This window comes from Mesorhizobium sp. M1273 (assembly GCF_040318195.1).
Classification (GTDB): Bacteria; Pseudomonadota; Alphaproteobacteria; order Rhizobiales; family Rhizobiaceae; genus Mesorhizobium.
On record NZ_JAMYLV010000007.1, the window covers coordinates 98,244 to 115,934 of the forward strand.

Annotated in this window: 16 protein-coding genes; 5 read left to right on the forward strand and 11 right to left on the reverse strand. The window is 64.7% G+C overall.

Going from position 1 to position 17,691, the window contains the following annotated elements; translation table 11 throughout:
- Position 1: 1 nt before the first annotated feature.
- The 3 genes from NKH30_RS10565 to NKH30_RS10575 all read right to left on the reverse strand — a co-directional run bounded on the left by NKH30_RS10565 (position 2) and on the right by NKH30_RS10575 (position 2,454).
- Positions 2 to 499, reverse strand: a complete 498-nt coding sequence (locus NKH30_RS10565; protein WP_023676428.1) for a MaoC family dehydratase — start codon at positions 497 to 499, stop codon at positions 2 to 4.
- Between the two features lie 138 nt (positions 500 to 637).
- Positions 638 to 1,066, reverse strand: a complete 429-nt coding sequence (locus NKH30_RS10570; RefSeq protein WP_352614011.1) for a phasin family protein — start codon at positions 1,064 to 1,066, stop codon at positions 638 to 640.
- An 83-nt stretch (positions 1,067 to 1,149) separates the two neighbouring features.
- Positions 1,150 to 2,454, reverse strand: a complete 1,305-nt coding sequence (locus NKH30_RS10575; protein ID WP_352872032.1) for a DUF445 domain-containing protein — start codon at positions 2,452 to 2,454, stop codon at positions 1,150 to 1,152.
- Positions 2,455 to 2,645: 191 nt separating this feature from the next.
- Here NKH30_RS10575 and rirA point away from each other — a divergent pair, with 191 nt between their 5' ends.
- Entirely contained in the window at positions 2,646 to 3,107 is a 462-nt protein-coding gene (gene rirA / locus NKH30_RS10580; RefSeq protein ID WP_023676431.1) for an iron-responsive transcriptional regulator RirA, read from the forward strand.
- Positions 3,108 to 3,279: 172 nt separating this feature from the next.
- On the opposite strand, the gene NKH30_RS10585 is transcribed toward rirA, so the two are convergent.
- From NKH30_RS10585 to hemP, 5 genes are read right to left on the reverse strand one after another with little or no spacing between them, the layout of a single operon-like run.
- Positions 3,280 to 4,116 carry a heme ABC transporter ATP-binding protein gene (locus NKH30_RS10585; protein WP_352995279.1) on the reverse strand — a complete coding sequence of 279 codons (837 nt, stop codon included), beginning with the start codon at positions 4,114 to 4,116 and terminating at the stop codon, positions 3,280 to 3,282.
- Between the two features lie 10 nt (positions 4,117 to 4,126).
- Positions 4,127 to 5,230, reverse strand: coding sequence for a FecCD family ABC transporter permease (locus tag NKH30_RS10590; protein WP_352614008.1), 1,104 nt, complete (start codon positions 5,228 to 5,230; stop codon positions 4,127 to 4,129).
- A gap of 5 nt (positions 5,231 to 5,235) precedes the next feature.
- Positions 5,236 to 6,144, reverse strand: a complete 909-nt coding sequence (locus tag NKH30_RS10595; protein WP_352470347.1) for a heme/hemin ABC transporter substrate-binding protein — start codon at positions 6,142 to 6,144, stop codon at positions 5,236 to 5,238.
- Between the two features lie 11 nt (positions 6,145 to 6,155).
- Positions 6,156 to 7,214, reverse strand: coding sequence for a hemin-degrading factor (locus NKH30_RS10600; protein ID WP_352995281.1), 1,059 nt, complete (start codon positions 7,212 to 7,214; stop codon positions 6,156 to 6,158).
- A 9-nt stretch (positions 7,215 to 7,223) separates the two neighbouring features.
- Entirely contained in the window at positions 7,224 to 7,430 is a 207-nt protein-coding gene (gene hemP / locus NKH30_RS10605; protein ID WP_352451949.1) for a hemin uptake protein HemP, read from the reverse strand.
- Positions 7,431 to 7,630: 200 nt separating this feature from the next.
- Between hemP and NKH30_RS10610 the strand changes: the two genes are divergently transcribed.
- From NKH30_RS10610 to NKH30_RS10620, 3 genes are read left to right on the forward strand one after another with little or no spacing between them, the layout of a single operon-like run.
- The gene (locus tag NKH30_RS10610; RefSeq protein ID WP_502911457.1) at positions 7,631 to 9,844 is read left to right on the forward strand and encodes a TonB-dependent hemoglobin/transferrin/lactoferrin family receptor; all 2,214 of its coding nucleotides are present in this window, start codon (positions 7,631 to 7,633) and stop codon (positions 9,842 to 9,844) included.
- A gap of 4 nt (positions 9,845 to 9,848) precedes the next feature.
- Entirely contained in the window at positions 9,849 to 10,280 is a 432-nt protein-coding gene (locus NKH30_RS10615; RefSeq protein ID WP_352995287.1) for a hypothetical protein, read from the forward strand.
- A 36-nt stretch (positions 10,281 to 10,316) separates the two neighbouring features.
- The gene (locus NKH30_RS10620) at positions 10,317 to 11,606 is read left to right on the forward strand and encodes a TonB family protein (protein ID WP_352995290.1); all 1,290 of its coding nucleotides are present in this window, start codon (positions 10,317 to 10,319) and stop codon (positions 11,604 to 11,606) included.
- Between the two features lie 69 nt (positions 11,607 to 11,675).
- Here the strand turns inward: NKH30_RS10620 and putA are convergent, their stop codons facing one another.
- Positions 11,676 to 15,287 carry a bifunctional proline dehydrogenase/L-glutamate gamma-semialdehyde dehydrogenase PutA gene (gene putA, locus NKH30_RS10625; RefSeq protein ID WP_352995292.1) on the reverse strand — a complete coding sequence of 1,204 codons (3,612 nt, stop codon included), beginning with the start codon at positions 15,285 to 15,287 and terminating at the stop codon, positions 11,676 to 11,678.
- Between the two features lie 162 nt (positions 15,288 to 15,449).
- Here putA and NKH30_RS10630 point away from each other — a divergent pair, with 162 nt between their 5' ends.
- Positions 15,450 to 15,902 carry an Lrp/AsnC family transcriptional regulator gene (locus NKH30_RS10630; protein ID WP_023676441.1) on the forward strand — a complete coding sequence of 151 codons (453 nt, stop codon included), beginning with the start codon at positions 15,450 to 15,452 and terminating at the stop codon, positions 15,900 to 15,902.
- A gap of 27 nt (positions 15,903 to 15,929) precedes the next feature.
- On the opposite strand, the gene NKH30_RS10635 is transcribed toward NKH30_RS10630, so the two are convergent.
- Together NKH30_RS10635 and NKH30_RS10640 are read right to left on the reverse strand one after the other, a co-directional pair.
- A complete protein-coding gene (locus NKH30_RS10635) occupies positions 15,930 to 17,129 on the reverse strand; it encodes a cytochrome-c peroxidase (protein ID WP_352816925.1) in 1,200 nt (399 codons plus the stop codon).
- Positions 17,130 to 17,136: 7 nt separating this feature from the next.
- A complete protein-coding gene (locus NKH30_RS10640; protein ID WP_352470464.1) occupies positions 17,137 to 17,583 on the reverse strand; it encodes a FixH family protein in 447 nt (148 codons plus the stop codon).
- Positions 17,584 to 17,691: the final 108 nt, after the last annotated feature.

The window sequence follows — 17,691 nt, forward strand, 5'->3', positions numbered from 1 at the left end:
CTCAGGCCCCTGCCCGCTTGCGGCGTGCATAAAGCATGACGAGCGTCTCGGCGGTCAGCGCCGGCCTCTGCTCGCCTTCGATCTCGACCGTATTGGCGGCCTTCATCAGATATTGCCCCGGACCTTTGTCTTCCATCGACAACAGCGTGGTGCGCAGCCTGATTCGCGAGCCGACCCTGACCGGCGCCACGAAGCGCACTTTGTCGAAACCGTAGTTGAACGCGGCCTGCGTGTTTTCGGGTACGATCCCCATCTCGAGCGCCAGCGCGCCGATGATGGACAGAGTCAGATAGCCATGCGCGATCGTGGTGCGGAACGGGCTTTGCCGCTTCGCCCGCTCGGGATCGACATGGATCCATTGATGATCGCCCGTGCATTCGGCAAACTGGTCGATGCGGTGCTGATCGACCAGCGTCCAGTCCGAAACGCCCAACTCCTGCCCGGCCATCGCCCTGAGTTGCTCGAAGGTCGGCGGCGTCCTCGGCCGTATCTGCGTCATTCCTGCTTTCCCGATCGCTTGCCTGTTCCGGACCACGACGGGCCGCCCCTGTCAATTCGCCAGTGCGATTCCAGCCCATAATCTTCGGCCGCGAACCGCCGGTCTTCGCTGCCGGCAAGCGTGCCGCCGGGGAACAGCTTACCTCTTGTCGTGGCCGGCGCGGATCTCCTCCATCGCCTCCTTGATGCGGCTGCGCAGGATTTCAATTGATTCGGTGCCGGACGCCCTTGCCAGTTCGGCCATCTCGCCGGCATTCTTCAGCGCGGTCTCGAAGGATTTCCTGGCGAACGCCGCCTGCTTCTGCATCATTTCCTGCGGATTGCCGGGCGCTCTGTAGCTTTGTGCCATGTCGGTGATTTCGCGCAGCGTGTCCTGCAGCATCTCGCGTTGCCTTGACAACAGCGCCGACGCTCCGGCGGCACTCGCCCTGGCCGACTTCTCCAGCGCTTCCAGGTTCCTGGCGTGGTGGGCGAGGATCGCCTCGACATCGACATTCGGCAGCTTCAGGTCGCGGCCGAACTTGCCGAACATGTCGATGAAGGACTCGGACTCCGGTCGTTTTGCCATGCTGGTTCTCTCCCCCTGTTGCCGCGAACGCCGCCACTGCACGGAAGATAGTGCAGCGAAGCTCAGCGGTCCATTCGGACTAGTCAGCCGACAAGAAACAGCCGTTCGGCAGTGTAGAGCACGAGGCCGGCAAGGCCACCGATGATCATGCCGTTGAAGCGGATATATTGCAGGTCCTTGCCGATGTTCATTTCGATAAGCCTTGTCAGTTGCGCGAGGTCCCAGCGCTTGACCTGGTCGGCGATGAACTTCGACACGCCGCTCTTCTGGCTTTCGACGAAGGAGGCCAGCGCCACGATGAACCCCTGGTTCATGTCGGCCCTGATCTGCGCGTCGTCGGCAAGATGGCGGCCGACCTCGACGAACATGGTGGCGAGATGGTCGCGGATCATCGAATTCGGCGCCTTGGCGTCCTGTTCGATGAACAGCCGCAGGCTGTCCCACATATCGCCGGCCAGCGCGCTGAGCTCCGGCCGGGCAAGGAAATCGCGCTTCAGCTTTTCGGCGCGCCTGGCATATTGTTTGGATGTCCTCAGCCGCTCGACGAAGGTTTCGACGAAAAGGTCGAATTCGGCTCGCATCGGGTGGTGCGGATCGGCCCGCACCTCATCGAGCAGCGAGCCGGCCGACGCAACGATCTTCTTCAACAGATAGGCGTCGGCGCGAAACAGGTTGAACAGCGACGGCAGTTCCTCGCGGATCTTCTCGCGTATCGTCGCCAGCGCCTGCTCGTCGCTCAGGAAGCGGCCGACCACCTTGGTGAACTCGTCGAACAGTTTCTGGTGGCGGCGATCGTCAGTCAGCGCCGACAGCAGCTCGGCGGCGAGCGGCGCCAGCGGCACCTTTTCGATCTGCTCCAGCACACGGCTGGTGACGAAGCCGCGCAGTCCGGATTGCTCGACCGCCGCCAGCGTCTGCGGCACCAGCCGGCCGACGAAGCGCGATAAATCGGCGGCGCGGTTCGGGTCGGCCAGCCAGTCCGCGACCAGCGCCGAAAAGTCGACCTCGGCGAGCTTTTCGCGCACCGGTTCCGGCGCCAGGAAATTCACCTCGATGAAGCGGCCGAGATTGTCGGCGATGCGATTCTGGTTTTCCGGGATGATGGCCGTATGCGGGATCGGCAGGCCAAGTGGCCGCCGAAACAGCGCCACCACCGCATACCAGTCGGCCAGCCCGCCGATCGTCGCCGCCTCGGCGAAAGCGGCGACGAAGCCCAGCCATGCATGCCGGCTCTCGAGCGATTTCGCCACCGCGAAGATCAGCACGCAAAACGCGAGTGCTGCGGCGGCGACGAACTTGGTGCGCCTGAGCGCCGAAAGCTTGGCGTCGGCATCGGCGTCGAACCGGACGGACGCGACGGATGCAAATGCCGGGGCTGGTCGTGACATGATGGGCCGCTCCTGATCGTGTATGCGAACTTATCTAGTGCCGCCTGCCCTAGAAAGCGCGCCGCTGGTTCCGGTGCGCGCAATCGTGCACGCAAACTTGACGCCGGAATTCATCTATTATGCAGCGCCAGTCTGGAATTGTTCCAAACTATAGGCCATATTGACGCCAACCACTGTTATGTGAGGACACAATGCGGCTTACCCGTCAGACCAACTACGCCATGCGCATTCTGATGTATTGCGCCGCCAACACAGAGCGGTTGAGCCGCATCCCCGAGATCGCCGCCGCCTATTCGGTATCGGAACTTTTCCTGTTCAAGATCCTGCAGCCGCTGGTCGAAAACGGCCTGATCGAAACGGTGCGCGGCAGGAATGGCGGCGTCAGGCTCGGCCGCGCGGCCGAATCAATCAGCCTGTTCGATGTCGTGCGGGTGACGGAGGAAAGCTTTGCCATGGCCGAGTGCTTCGAGAACGACGCCGCCGAATGTCCGCTGGTCGACAGCTGCGCGCTGAATTCGGCATTGCGCGAAGCGCTCAACGCCTTCTTCGCCGTGCTGTCGCGCTACACGATCGCCGATCTGGTGGCGGCGCGCCCGAATGTGCGGCACCTGCTCGGCATCGACATGCTGGTGCAAAGGGCGCCGGCCGCCTGATTCTGGTCGCATCTCAGTTGGTGAGGTCTGTTGAGATTCAGGTCAGGCCGAGCCGGAGTCGAAGACGGGCGCGAAGCGACCAAAATGGTGGGTTCCGAGAACCGGAACCGAGCGTACGTTTGGGTACGTGAGTACCGGCCTGCGCCGGCCATAGCCTTAACTGCCGCACCTCTCATGAATGCTTCGGCCGGCGAAGGCCGGAAGCGCAGGAAACCGCCATTTGCAGGCCCGACTGCGGCAATACGAACGGCATGTTTGCCGCCGGCAACACGCCGACCTTCAGCCGGCAATCGAAGACCTTTTCGATCAGCTCGTCGCTGAGCACCTGTTGCGGCGAACCTGTAGCGGCGAGCCTGCCGCGATGCATGACGAAAATCCGGTCGGCATACATCGCCGTCAAATTGAGGTCGTGCAGGATGGCGACCACGCCGCCGCCGCGTCTGGCGAAATCGCGGGCGATGTCCATGATGATCAGCTGGTGTTTGATGTCGAGGCTGGACACCGGCTCGTCGAGGAACAAATAGCGCGGCTTGCCGTCGAGCACCGGCGCCCAGACCTGGCAGAGTACGCGAGCAAGCTGCACGCGCTGCTGTTCGCCGCCGGACAGCTCCTGGTAGAAGCGGCCGGCGAAACCGTCGAGGTCGACGCGAGCCAGCGCCCGTTCGGGCAGGCGCTGGTCCTCGCCGGACAGCGCGCCGGAGCGCCCGCCGACCAGGCCCAGCCTGACGATCTCACGCACGGTGAACGGAAACGACAGCGTCGTCGCCTGCGGCAGCACCGCACGGACCGTCGCCGCATCGACCGGCTTCATCGCCGATAGATTGCGGCCGTTGACGGTGACCTCTCCCGAATAGCCAAGATCGCCGGACAGTGCTCTGAGGAAGGTCGTCTTGCCCGAACCGTTGGGGCCGACGATGGCCGCGATTTCGCCGGGCCGCGCCTCGAAATCGACATTGGCGACAATGCGCTTGCCGCCAATCGCCACCGAGACATCGCGCGCTTCGATCATAGGCAAAGTCTCACAAGTCGATGACGCCGCGCTTGCGCAGCAGGATCCACAGGAAGAACGGCGCACCGGCGACCGCGGTGACGATGCCGATCGGCAATTCGGCCGGGGCAACGATGGTGCGGGCGACGGCGTCGGCCAACAGCAGCAGCGCGGCACCAAGCAGTGCCGATGCCGGCAGCAAATAGCGGTTGTCGGGGCCGATCAGCAGGCGCAGCAAATGCGGCACGACGATGCCGACGAAGCCGATGCCGCCGCTGACGGCGACCGACGCGCCGACCGCTGCCGAGACGCCGACAATCGCGGAGTATTTCAGCCGCTGCACCGGAATGCCGAGATGGCCGGCCGTGGCCTCGCCGAGCGCCAGCGCGTTGAGGCCGCGCGCCAGGAACGGCATTGCCGCCAGCGCCAGCACGATGACCGGCCCGACCGAGCCGATCTTCTGCCAGGTTGCGCCGCCCAGCGAGCCGAGCTGCCAGAAGGTCAGGTCGCGCAATTGCCGGTCGTCGGCCATGAAGATCAGGATGCCGGTCAGCGCCATGGCAAGCGCGGCCAGCGCGATGCCGGCGAGCAGCATGGTGGCGACGGAGGTCTGGCCTTGCCGTGTCGCGACCCGATAGAGCAGCAATGTCGTAGCCAGCCCGCCGCAGAACGCAGCCAGCGGCAAAGCCATCGTGCCGAGCGCCGAAGTCAGCGGCGCCAGCATGGTCGAGCCAAGCACGATGACGGCGACCGCACCGAGGCTCGATCCGGCCGAAACGCCGATCAGGCCGGGGTCGGCCAGCGGATTGCGGAACAACCCCTGCATGACGGCACCGGAGACTGCAAGCGATGCGCCGATCAGCACGCCCAGAACAACGCGCGGCAGACGGATGTCATGGATGATCAGGCGGTCGCGGGCGCTCAATGCCGCGTCGCCGGGCAACGCGCCGAACAGCCAGTCGTGCATGACGCCGATGGCCGAGGCATCGGATGCGCCGGAGGTCAGCGACAACATCGCGGCGATAGTCAACCCGACGCAGAGCAGCACGATGACAAGGCGGGCGCGCCGCGAACGATCACCCTCGGCTGCCGTCGCCATGATGCCCGCCGCACCGGCGATCGAATGATCCGCCATCGCGCTCAATCCGTGACCTGGCCGCCATAGAGCGAGACGGCGAGGTCGTGGATGGCGTCGGCCGTGCGCGGGCCGAAGCCGAGCAGATAGCCGCCGTCCATGCGGATCAGCTTGCGGGCGGCACCCGCCGGCGTCGAAGCCACGGCAGGGTTCGAAAACAATTCGTCATCCGCGGTGGCCGGCCCGGCGTTGTTCATCATCAGGATCACGTCGGGCCTGGCGGTGATGACTGCCTCGTCCGACAATTGCTTGTAGCCGGCAAAGCCGTCGATGGCGTTGATGCCGCCCGAAAGCTTGATGATGCCGTCGGCGGCGGTGTCGCTGCCGGCAGCAAGCAGCTTGCCGCCCTGCATCGACAGCACGAACAGGATGCGCCTGCGCTCCTTGATCGAGGCGGTCTGCTTTTCGGCTGCCTTCAGCTTGGCGTCTATCTGGGCCGCCAGCGCATCGGCCTTGGCCTCGGTGCCAAGCGCCTTGCCGACGATGTGGATCTTTTCGAGAATGCCTTGATTATCATAGCGCTCGGTCACCTCGATGAACGGGATGCTTGATTTCTTCAAGACGTCGACGGCTTCCTTCGGTCCGCTGCCGCGCAGGGCCAATATGCCCGACGGCTTGACCGACAGCACACCCTCCGGCGACAGCTGGCGCATGTAGCCGATATCCGGCAGTTCCACCGCCGCTTGCGGATAGCGGCTGGTCGAATCGCGTGCGACAAGACGATCCTGTTCACCGAGCGCGTAGACGATCTCGGTGATCGAGCCACCAATAGCCACGATCCTCGAGCGATCGGCGAAAGTCGCGATGCCCTCAGCGGCTTGAGCCGTTATCAGCGCGGCGAAGGCCAGGAAAACGGCGGCCGCAGGACCAAGCGCCGACCTGGAGACCGATGCCAGCCTGGAGACAAGAACCATCGTCGTTTTCCTCAGGCTGCGGTCGGGCTTGGGATACGCGGCAGGTTTTCGGCCAGAAAGCGCCAGTCGTCGCGCTCGCTTTCGCCTTCATGCCGCTTACCGAAGAACTGGATGATCATCTTGCCGTCGGCGCCATAGACTTCGAGCGACGTGACATGGCCGTCCCCGGTCGGCTTGCGCACGGCCCAGACCTCATCGATGTGGTCGGTCCGCAGGTGCAGATGGAAGGTCTCGTCGAGCACGTTGAGCCATGGTCCCATCGGCTTGATCGAGGCGACGGGGCCGGAATGGATCTGGATGCAGCCGCGATTGCCGACAAAGCACATGATCGGGATGGCGCCGGCAGCGGCGTGGTTGAACATGGCGTTCACTGCATCCTTGTCGACCAGCCAGGCGTAGTCCTGGCCGACCATGCGCACCGCCTGTCGGCGGCTGATCTTCAGTGTCTTCAGCATGCCGAAGAACTGGTGCACGTCGGTCAGCCGGCTCCAGCGGTCGCGCAGATCGTCGATGCTCGCCGAATTGTCCGCAGTCTCGGTCTCGTCAGCCGTGCCCGCTGAAATCGCCACCGTCGGCTCCTGGTTCGGCGATTCCAGCCCGGCCACCAGTTTCTGATAGGCGTAGAGGTTGGAGGCTGGCCTGAGATGCACCTTGTGTACCGCCTCGCCTGCGGTGTCGAAGAACTGCAGGCTGCGGCGGATGTCGGCGCCATCGCGCTTTTCCACGGCAAAGCCGTGCGCCCAAACTTTTGGGAAAATACGCAGGTCGATATTTTCGCCGAGCACCATGGCATTGTGATTACCGGTGACAACCTTGTCGTAGACGCCGATCTTCTCGTGCACCGCGCTTTCGTTGCGGGTCAGCGCCATCACCTCACCGACAGCTTCGAGGCCAGTCAAAAGGTCGTTGACACGCGGCTCGACGCGCACGACGCCGTCGCCGCAATGCGCGGCGACCAGTTCGGCCTCCGAAATACCGAGCTGGGCGGCGAGGTCGCGCTCGCGCATTTTCGGATTGTCTGCCCGTGCCCGCCGGATCTCGTGCGGGGCGGGTTTTACGCGCTGGTCCATTTCTGCCACCTACTTGTTGAGGATGAGCTTGCCCTGCCGGGTGATCTTCAGCCGGTACAGCGCACCATGATGCTCGATGCCGATCTCGTGCTCGCCCTGGAACAGCGTGTTGCTGGACAGCGTTCTCACGGCCGATTGGACCCGGTCGAAACGGACGGAATTTTCGTCGGAACGGCGGACGCGATAGCGAAAGTCGCTGGGATTGTGCGTGTTCATTGGTTCGATCCCTTTCCTGTGCCGGGCATCTGGCGCGGCGCCTGCATGAAATGCCGATTCAATTCTTGACTCGAATGATCATGTTATCTAGCAGTGCAATACCGGAGAAATGAGTCAACATTTAAGACGCCGGACACGATGAAAAATGCCAGCGAGCCCCAAGCCAGCCAGCATCGAACATGGATTCTTGGAGCTGCAGCATGGGGTTGGCGAATTGGGGACGGCTGGCGGGCAGCGGCCTGACACATTGTTCTATGACAAGCAAAATGGCCGCGTTGCTGGCCGGCGCGGCGGCGATCCCGCTGCTTGCCACACCGGCCGGCGCCCAGCAGGCCGCCCAACCGGCAGCCGACCAGCAGCAGACTGACCCGTCTCAACAGCCCGAAAAGGTAAAGCCGGCCCCGGCGGGTACCACACTGCTCGACAAGATCCTGATCCTCAGCCGTACCGGCGAGACGGCGATCGAGTCGCTTGCTTCAGCCAGCCATGTCGACGAGGAACAGCTCGAGCGCCGCATGGCGACGACGCCCAACGAAATGCTGTTCGGTGTGCCGGGTGTCGCCGTCCAGGCCGACACAAGGCGTGTCAGTTCCAGCATCAACATCCGCGGCCTGCAGGACTTCGGCCGCGTCTCCGTCATCGTCGACGGCGCCCGCCAGAATTTCCAGCGCTCGGATCATGGCACGCAATCGACCTTCTACATCGATCCCGAATTGATCAAATCCGTCGATGTGATCCGCGGTCCGGTCGCCAACACCTATGGCTCCGGGGCGATCGGCGGCGTCGTATTTTTCGACACCAAGGATGCGCAGGATTTCCTCAAGCCCGACGAGACCTGGGCGGCATCCGCGACCGGGCGCTACGAAACCAACGGCGAAGGCTGGACCACCAGCGCCACCGGCGCCTATCGGATCAACGAGAACTGGGACGTGCTCGGCAATATCGTCTACCGCGACTATGACGACTACAAGCATGGCGGTGGCGACACTGTGGCGGGCACTGGCTTCGACGTCTTGAGCGGCCTCCTCAAGACGACCATCCGCCCCAGCGAAAACAGCGAGCTGAAGCTGGGCTGGATCGGCTCGAACGACGGATGGACCGAGACCAGCGGCAGCGCGCCGGTGAACGACGCCGACCTGAAGGCGAATACGTTCACGGCCCGCTACAACATCACCGACGAAGACAAGAGCTGGCTCGACCTCCACATCAACGCATCCTACAACAAGACCAAGCTCGATCTGACGACCCTTGTGGCGCAAAACCGGTTTGATCCGGTCACCGGTCTGCCCGTGGTTTTGCCGGCGGGTTCGAAATCGACGTTCGACATCGGCACCTCCGGCATCGACATTTGGAACACGTCGAGATTCGAGACCGTCGGCATTGCGCATGAGCTGACCTATGGCGGCGACTGGGTTGGCGACGATGTCGAGACAGGCGGCACGGCGGGCGGCGACAGCTTCTATACGCCCTCGGGCAACAGGAACGTCTCCGGCGCTTACGTTCAGGACAAGCTCACCTGGGACTGGCTCGAGATCGTCGCCGGGCTGCGCTACGACAGCTACAAGCTTGACAGCGATGTCGGCGAAACCTCTGGCGACCGGCTGTCGCCACGCATCACAGTGGGCATTTCGCCCTTCGAGAGCGCCAGCCTTTCCGGGCTGCAATTCTACGGCACCTACGCTGAAGGCTATCGTTCTCCGTCGCTGTCGGAGACCCTGATCAGCGGCAACCATCCAGCCGGCGTCAGCTTCCCGTTCCTCCCCAATCCCAATCTCAAGCCCGAAACCGGCAAGACCGTGGAGTTTGGCGTCAATTACAGCACCAACGGCGTCATCGAGGCTGATGACGCGCTGCGGCTGAAGGCGGCCTATTTCAACAACAACGTCGACGACTACATTGATGGCGTAACGCTATCACCGTTCGACCCGACCAGCGGCTGCCCGTTCGGCCCGGGCATCCCGATCTGCTTCCAGTATCAGAACTTCGCCAAGGCCAAGATCCACGGTTTCGAGATGGAGGGCGTCTATGATGCCGCCTGGGGCTTTGCCGGGCTTTCGGCGTCGTTCACCGACGGCCATACGATTTCCTATGAAGGCGAACGGGCGGACCTTGTCACCGTCCCTTCCTCCCAGGTCACCGGGCAACTCGGCTTTCGCTTCCTCGAGGACAGGCTGACCATCGGCGGCGAGGTGCAATACAACGGCAAGCCGCAGGGCAACCCGGTGGCCAGGGACTACACGCTGGTCAATGCCTTCGCCAGCTACCAGGCGACCGACAATTTCAAGGTCGATTTCCGCGCCGACAATCTGTTCGACGTCAAATACGCCAACCCGCTGAACGCATCGACCACCAGTGTTGTCTACGAGCCAGGCGTCACCCTGAAGCTGGCGGCGACCATGAGGTTTGGAGGCTGAGACAATGAAAGGCATGACGGCATCCCTTCGTCTGTTCGCCGCGGTGCTGGCAATGTCGCTTGTTGCGGCTCCAGCGTGGACACAACAGCAAGCACCGGCGCTGATCCTCGAGCTGAACGGCGCGCAGCCCTCCGACAAGGGCTGCCGCCTGACCTTCGTGGTCACCAACAATCTCGGCGCCGACCTTTCCAAGGCGGCATTCGAGATCGCATTGTTCAACGAGGCCGGCGTCGTCGACCGGCTGACCGTGCTCGACTTCAAGGAGCTGCCGGCAGGCAAGACCAAGGTGACGCGTTTCGATCTTGCCGGCACGGATTGCGGCAAGGTCAGCCGCGTGTTGATCAACAGCGCCACGGAATGCGCCGGCGCCGAGCCGAATGCCTGCATGCGCGGGCTGAAGACGCAGACCAGGACCGGCATCGCCTTCGGGGTCTGAATTTTGGGACCGGAACCCGCATTCGCGCGAAACGCCGTGGCGTGGCCACTAGCCGGTTTCCTGCCGCCGGAGCCGGACGATCCGGACTTCGCCATCCCGCGCGAGGCGCTGCGTGTTTCGCTGCGCGACAGGCCGGAAGACAGTTACATCGCCGATGCCGACGGCGACTTGCCGACGGTGCCTGCGGAGCCATTGCGGCAGGCACGACAGACGCGGCGCCGCCGCAACTGGACGGTGGCGATCGCCTGCTCTTGCGCATTCCACGTAGCCGTGGCGCTGGCCTTTCTCACGCTGCCGGACGACCGGCCAAGCATCGAAGGTGCCGACCAGCAAGGCGAAATGCTGCTCGGCGCCGACCCGCAGCAGGCGGCCGGCGATGTCGCAGACGACCCGGAAGTGGCCAACGTGACGATGGTGACCATGCTGGACGCCAAGCCGGTCGAAACGGTCGAGGCGCAGGCGGCCGCGGCAGAGGAGACGCTCCAGCCGGTCACCGATGCGGCGGAGACATCGGACAAAGAAGTGGTTGAGCCGGTCAACGAGGCCGCCACGGAAATCGCTGTGCCTGCCGATCGCACCGAGCCAGCACCTACGCAGCCGGCGCGCCAGGACCCATCGCCCGACGTTCTTGCAACCGACAGGCTGGTGCCTGCCGACGACAATGCCGTGCCGCCGCCAGTCAGCGCGGTCGAAACGGCCGAACCTGCCGAGACGAGTGCACCGGCACCAACCGACCCGGCGCCGGCGGAAACGGTTCAGACGACCGAGATAGTCGGCGCGGCGGAAGAACCGAAGCCGGACAGGCCGGAGCCCAAGCAGCCGAAGAAGGCAACCGCAAAGAACAAGCCGGTCAAAAAAGCCGAACCGACTGAAACCGAAAAGCCGCCCCTGCGCAAGAAGGCGGGCAAGGCTGCGGCCAAAGCCGACACCAAGAAGAAAAAAGCCGGCTCCGGCGGCCGTGACGAAATGGATGTCGCGCGCGGCATGGCCGACGGCAGGAAGGACGGCAAGATCCTGACCGCCAGCAGAGGCGGCAAATCAGGCATCGGCAATGCAGCCGTCACGAACTATCCCGGCAAGATCAGGTCAAAACTGGTGCGGGCCTTCAATTCGACACGCACACGCGCCACCGGCACCGCAACCGTTGCCTTTACCGTCGGCTCGAATGGCAGCGTCCGGTCAGCCAGGCTGACGGGCAGTTCGGGTGTTGCCGCGCTGGACAAAGCCGCACTCGACGCAGTCCGCCGGGCTTCTCCGTTTCCTCCCATTCCGGAAGGAGCCGGTCGCTCGGCCTGGCAGTTCGAAGTTCCGCTCGCTATCAGGTAACGATCGTCCTCATGTGGATACCAAAGTCGGCGCCGCCCCTGCCCCGCGATACGCGAACCCTGGCGAAACCTACGCAGCGGCCAGCAGGCTGGCATTGCCGCCCGCCGCCGTGGTGTCGACGCAGACGGCGCGCTCGTGCGCGTAGGCGGCCGGATAATAGACTTCGCTGACCAGCGGCACGATCGGGCCGGCGCGCTCCGCGATGACCTTGCGCACGATGCGCGCGGCCTCGGGCGTGCCGGAAAAGGCAACGACATCGACCCGCAGCGAGCGCGCTTCGACCGGGTCCGGTCTGCCGTCGATGGCCGCCAGCGGCAGTCCCTTGCCGGTCAGTGACGAAAGTGCTGCCGGCGCGCCGGGCGCGACGGCGAGCACCGCATTGCCGGCGGCCAGCGCCTGGATCGTCTGCGCAAGCAGCGTATCCGCGTCGGGACCCAGACACAGCACGCGCCCGCGCGGCGACAGCGACAGCGTGTTGGCCTCGCCGGTCGGCCCGGGCAGGTCGACCTGGCCGAAATCGATGCCGGCGGCAGTGCCGATAGCCGCGGCACCCTTGCCGCGCAGATGTTTCCTCAGGATGGCGACGCGATCCGGCCGCGTCGACCAGCCGCCAAAGGCCGGGTCCGGCAGATTGTCGGCGAGCTCGGTCGCCGTCACCTTGCGGCCTTCGGCAAGATGGGTGCCGGCTTCCGGCCCCTTGCGGAAGCGCCGGAGATAATGTGGCCCGCCGGCCTTCGGCCCGGTGCCGGAAAGGCCCTCGCCGCCGAACGGCTGCGCGCCGACGACGGCGCCGATCTGGTTGCGGTTGACGTAGATGTTGCCGGCATGGATGCCATCGACGAAATGCTGGGCGCGGCCTTCGATGCGGGTGTGCAGGCCAAAGGTCAGGCCATAGCCTTTGCGGTTGATCGCAGCGATCACCGCATCGATCTCGTCGGCATCGAAGGTGGCGACATGCAGCACCGGCCCGAACACCTCGCGCTCCAACTCCTCGATGCCCTTGACCCGAAAGACGTGCGGCGCAACGAAGCGGCCGTCCTTTGGCGCTTCGAGCTTGGCGATCAGCCGGCCCTGCAGGCCCATTTTGGTGCAATAGTCACGGATCGACGCTTGCGCCTCGTCATCGATGACCGGGCCGACATCGGTCGATATCCGCCACGGGTCGCCGAGGCTGAGCGCTTCCATCGCGCCTTTCAGCATCTCAAGCATCTTCTTCTCGACGTCCTTCTGCACATAGAGAATGCGCAATGCCGAGCAGCGCTGGCCGGCGCTCTGGAAGGCGGAGGCCAGGATGTCGCGCACCGCCTGTTCGGGCAGCGCAGTGGAATCGACAATCATGGCGTTCAGGCCGCCGGTCTCGGCGATCAGCATGGCGTCGGGCGCGGCGGTGTCGGCGAGCTGCTTTTCGATCAGCTTGGCGACCTCGGTCGAGCCGGTGAAGCAGACGCCGGCAATGCGCGGGTCAGCGGTCAGCGGGCCGCCGACCGAGGGGCCGTCGCCGGGCAGAAGCTGGATGACATCCTCCGGCACGCCGGCCTCGCGCAGCAACTGGACAGCGCGGAAGGCGATCAGCGGCGTCTGTTCGGCCGGCTTGGCGATCACCGAATTACCGGTGACGAGTGCCGCCGCGATCTGCCCGGTGAAGATGGCGAGCGGAAAATTCCACGGCGAGATGCAGGCGATGGCGCCGCGCGCCTCGGTGCCCGCCTCGGCATTGGCGGCCTCAGCCGCATAGTAGCGCAGGAAATCGACCGCCTCGCGCACTTCGGCGACGCCGTCGGCGAGCGATTTGCCGGCCTCGCGGGCGGAGAGTGCAAAGAACTCGACGGCGTTTGCTTCGTAGAGATCGGCCGCCCGGTTGAGGATGGCAGCGCGCTCGGCGACCGGCCGTCTTGCCCATGCCGGTTGTGCCTCGACGGCGATGCGCACGGCGGTCTCGACCTGCTTGGCGCCGGCCTCGCTGACCGTGCCGACCACTTCCGAAGGTTTCGCAGGATTGACCACCGGACGCTGCTTGCCATAGCCGGCAGCGCGGCTGACCGGCTTGGCGTGCCAGCGCTCCGGCCCGGCGAACTCGGCCCTCGCCTTGTCGATCGCAGCCAGCGTCAGCGTGTCGGTGATATCGAAGCCCTTGGAATTGCGCCGGCCTGGACCGAAGATTGCCGACGGCGGCACGATCGCTGGATTGGCGGCGGGACCTTGTTTCTCCACCGTTTCGAGCGGGTCGCGGGCAATGTCCTCGGGCTCGACTTCCTCGTCGGTGAGCTGGTGGACAAAGGAGGAATTGGCGCCGTTTTCGAGCAGCCGGCGGACCAGATAGGCGAGCAGGTCGGAATGCGCACCGACCGGCGCATAGATGCGGCAGCGCGTGCCTTCGGCCCGCCGCACCGTCTCATGCAGCGCCTCGCCCATGCCATGCAGCCGCTGGAACTCGAACGTATCGCGCTCCGTCGTCATCGACAGAATCGCGGCGACGGTGTGGGCGTTGTGGGTGGCGAATTGCGGATAGATGCGGTCGGTCATCGCCAACAGCTTCTTGGCGCAGGCCAGGTAGGAGACGTCGGTGTTGGCCTTGCGGGTAAAAACCGGATAGCCGTCGAGCCCGAGCGTCTGCGCGCGCTTGATCTCGGTGTCCCAATAGGCACCCTTGACCAGCCGCACCATGATGCTGCGGTCGTATTTCCTCGCCAGCTCGTAGAGCCAGTCGATGACGAAGGCCGCGCGCGGGCCATAGGCCTGCACGACGACGCCAAAACCGTTCCAGCCGGCAAGCTCCGGTTCGGCCAGCACCCGCTCGATGACGTCGAGCGACAAATCGAGGCGGTCGGCTTCCTCGGCGTCGATGTTGAGGCCCATGCGCGAATGGCGCGCCGCCAGCGCCAGCGACAACAGCCGCTCGGCCATGACGGGCAGCATCTTTTCCTTCTGCGTCACTTCATAACGCGGATGCAGCGCAGACAGTTTTACCGAGATGCCGTGGTTCTGGCGGATGTCGGGGCCGTTGGCGCCGGCATCGAGCGAAGAGATGGCATCGGCATATGCCTTGAGGTAGCGCAGCGCGTCGGCCTCGGTGCGGGCCGCCTCGCCCAGCATGTCGAAAGAATAGAGATAGCCCTTCTGCGTCATCGGTCGGCCGCGCCTGACCGCCTCGGCAATGGTACGGCCGAGCACGAACTGCTCGCCCATTTCGCGCATGGCGGCGGCGACGGCCTTGCGGATGACCGGCTCGCCAAGCCGGCGCACCATGGCGCGCAGCGTGCCTTCGATGCCGCCCTCGCCCTCGTCGAGCACGCGGCCGGTCAGCATCAGCGCCCAGGTCGACGCATTGATGAAGATCGAGCTCGAGCCGCCCGCATGCGCCGACCAGTCGTGCGGCGCGATCTTGTCGGCGATAAGGTCGTCCATCGTCTCGGTGTCTGGCACGCGCAGCAGCGCCTCGGCCAGGCACATCAGCGCCACGCCCTCCTTGGTCGACAGGCCATAGGCGGACAGGAACACCTCCATCAGCCGCGGATCGGACGAGCCGCGCACCGCGCGCACCAGATCGGCGGCACGCGCCGAAATCGCCTTGCGGTCTTGCGCGGACAGCCCGGCCGCCTCGGCCAGCCGCTTCACCGCCTGGTCTTCGTCGGGCAAATAATTGGCACGGATCTGCTGGCGGATGGTATCGAGCGCTGGCATGGCGGTCCTGTAGAGCGAGCATAAGGGAGCGGGCCGACGGTCACCGGACCGAACGGCGCAAGCTAACATAAGTAGGGATTGCAGTCGGTCCAAAGAAGTCGACAGAACAGATCGATCGATCTATCATTAGGACTGATCACCTCCAATTCGACCAGGAATTCAGTGACGGAAGACCAATTGGACCGCATCGACAGGAACATCCTGTCGGCTCTGGGCAGCAATGGCCGGCTTTCCATGTCGGAACTGGCGGCGAAAGTCGGCCTGTCGAAGACGCCGGTGCAGGCACGAGTCAAACGGCTGGAGAAGGACGGCTTCATCAGGGGCTACCAGGCGATCATCGACCGTGAGCGCATGGGCGAAGGCCATGTCGCCTTCGTCCAGGTGAAACTGTCCGACACCCGCTCGGCCGCGCTCGACGCCTTCAACCGCGCCGTGCAGGCGGTGCCGGAGATCGAGCAGTGCCACATGATGGCATCGAGCTTCGACTACCTGCTGAAGGTCCGCACCACCGACATCGCCGCCTACCGCCGCGTACTCGGCGAGCGCATCTCCGCCCTGCCGCACGTTGCCCAGACCTCGACGTTTGTCGCGATGGAGACGGTGAAGGATCGGTAGGAGAGCGCTGTTGTTGTCCCGCCACCCTCACTCCGCCAGTGTCTTCAAAAACGCCACCAGCGCCGCGCGTTCGCGGTCCGAAAGCTGCAGCGGGTGGATCTCGGATGTGCCCTCGACGCTTGCCGGTGCCTTCGAATAATGCGCCACCACCTCGTCGAGGGAGGAAAACTGCCCGGCGTGCATGTAGGGCGGCCGGGTGGCGGCACCCCGCAGCGACGGCGTCTTGTAGGCGCGGACGAGTTCCGGCCCGGTCTTGACCATGAAGCGCAACTCGCGGCAGGCGCTGGCATCGCCGTCGCGAAAGGCGCCGAAACAGTTGAACGGATCGGCCTCGACCTGCGCCACCGCGTCGACGCGGCCGCGATCCGGCGGCAGGCCCGCGACCGGCGGCACGCCGGTGTTGTGGAAGCTGCCGTCGGTAAAACGCGGGCCGTTATGGCAGGTCACGCAATTGGCCTTGCCGATGAACAGCTTCAGGCCGAGGATTTCCTCCGGCGAAAAGGCGGCGTCGCCTTTCGGCTCGGCGCCCGCAGCCAGGTCGATGGCGAAGCGGTCGAAGCGTGTCTGCGGCGGCGCGATCGAGCGCTCGAAGGCGGCGATCGCCTTGCCGATGTTGGCAAAGACGCGGTTGACCTCCTCGGCTTGACTGGCGGGCATGGCGTTCCAGGCCGCCTTCTCGGCATCGGTGCCGAGCGGGCCGGCATTGGCCGGCACGCCCGAAAGGTCCGGCAGCGGCCCGAAGATGCGCTCGTAGCGCTCGCCGAAGCGGGCCTTGATGTAATGCGCGAAGGCGGCGCGGTTGCCGGCCTGCTCCAGCGGATTTTCGAGCGGTGTCAGCGCTTGCGCCCACAGGCTGTCGCGCCGCCCGTCCCAGAAGAACCAGGGATCATGCGCGACGCCGGCCAACGGCATGGTACGACGGTTGGTGCGGCCGACGGCGACCGCTTGCGGCAAGTCGTCCTGGAATTGGCGGTCGATCTTGTGGCAGGTCGAGCACGATACCGTGCCGTCGCCGCTCATCCCGGTGTCGAAGAACAGCGTCGAGCCGAGTGCCGCGGCGGCCGGCACATCGGCGAAGCGATTGGTGGTGTCGGGCTTCAGCGGCGGCAGCTTGGATAGTGCCAGCGAGGCGATGGTCTGCTTTTCGGCATCGGAAAACTCCGGTCTGCCGCAGCCGGCAAGCAGGGCCACCACCACCAACGCGAGAAGACTGGGAAACCGGCTCATCAGTGGCTCACAGCACCACATTGAAGACGACAGTGTCCGAACCGGCCGCAGCGGAAATGGCAAAATGCAATTGCCACCACCCGCTCATCGTGAATTTGACGCCGTCGATGCGATAGCGCCCCGCGCCGAGGTAATCGGTCGCCTGCGGGCTGGTCGGCAGACCGTGCTTGTGCTGCGGCATGCCGCCGGAAATCGTTATCGCAGCACCTTCCACCGGCGCACCCTCGACGGTTTTGAGCGTGAGCAGCCAGGATTCCAGTTCGCCCTGCCGGATGACGCCTTTCTCGGGCTCGAAAGTCGCCACGAACAGCTTGTTCGCCGTCGTCTTGGAACGGCCGACGTCCGAACTTGGTTGGGGTGCATGCGGCGCCGTCAGATAGACGATTGCCAGCACGCCGGCGAGCAAGGCAGCCAGGCCGAGGCCTCCAAGAAGATAACGCCATAACGATGCCAAACCCATTCCTGTTCTGCGGATAACGTTTCGCTGGGCAGATCGCGTCCCACGCCCCTGTGGGAAATCGAGCCCAGTGCAAGAATCCGCCGTCGCCAAGCATGGCGCTGC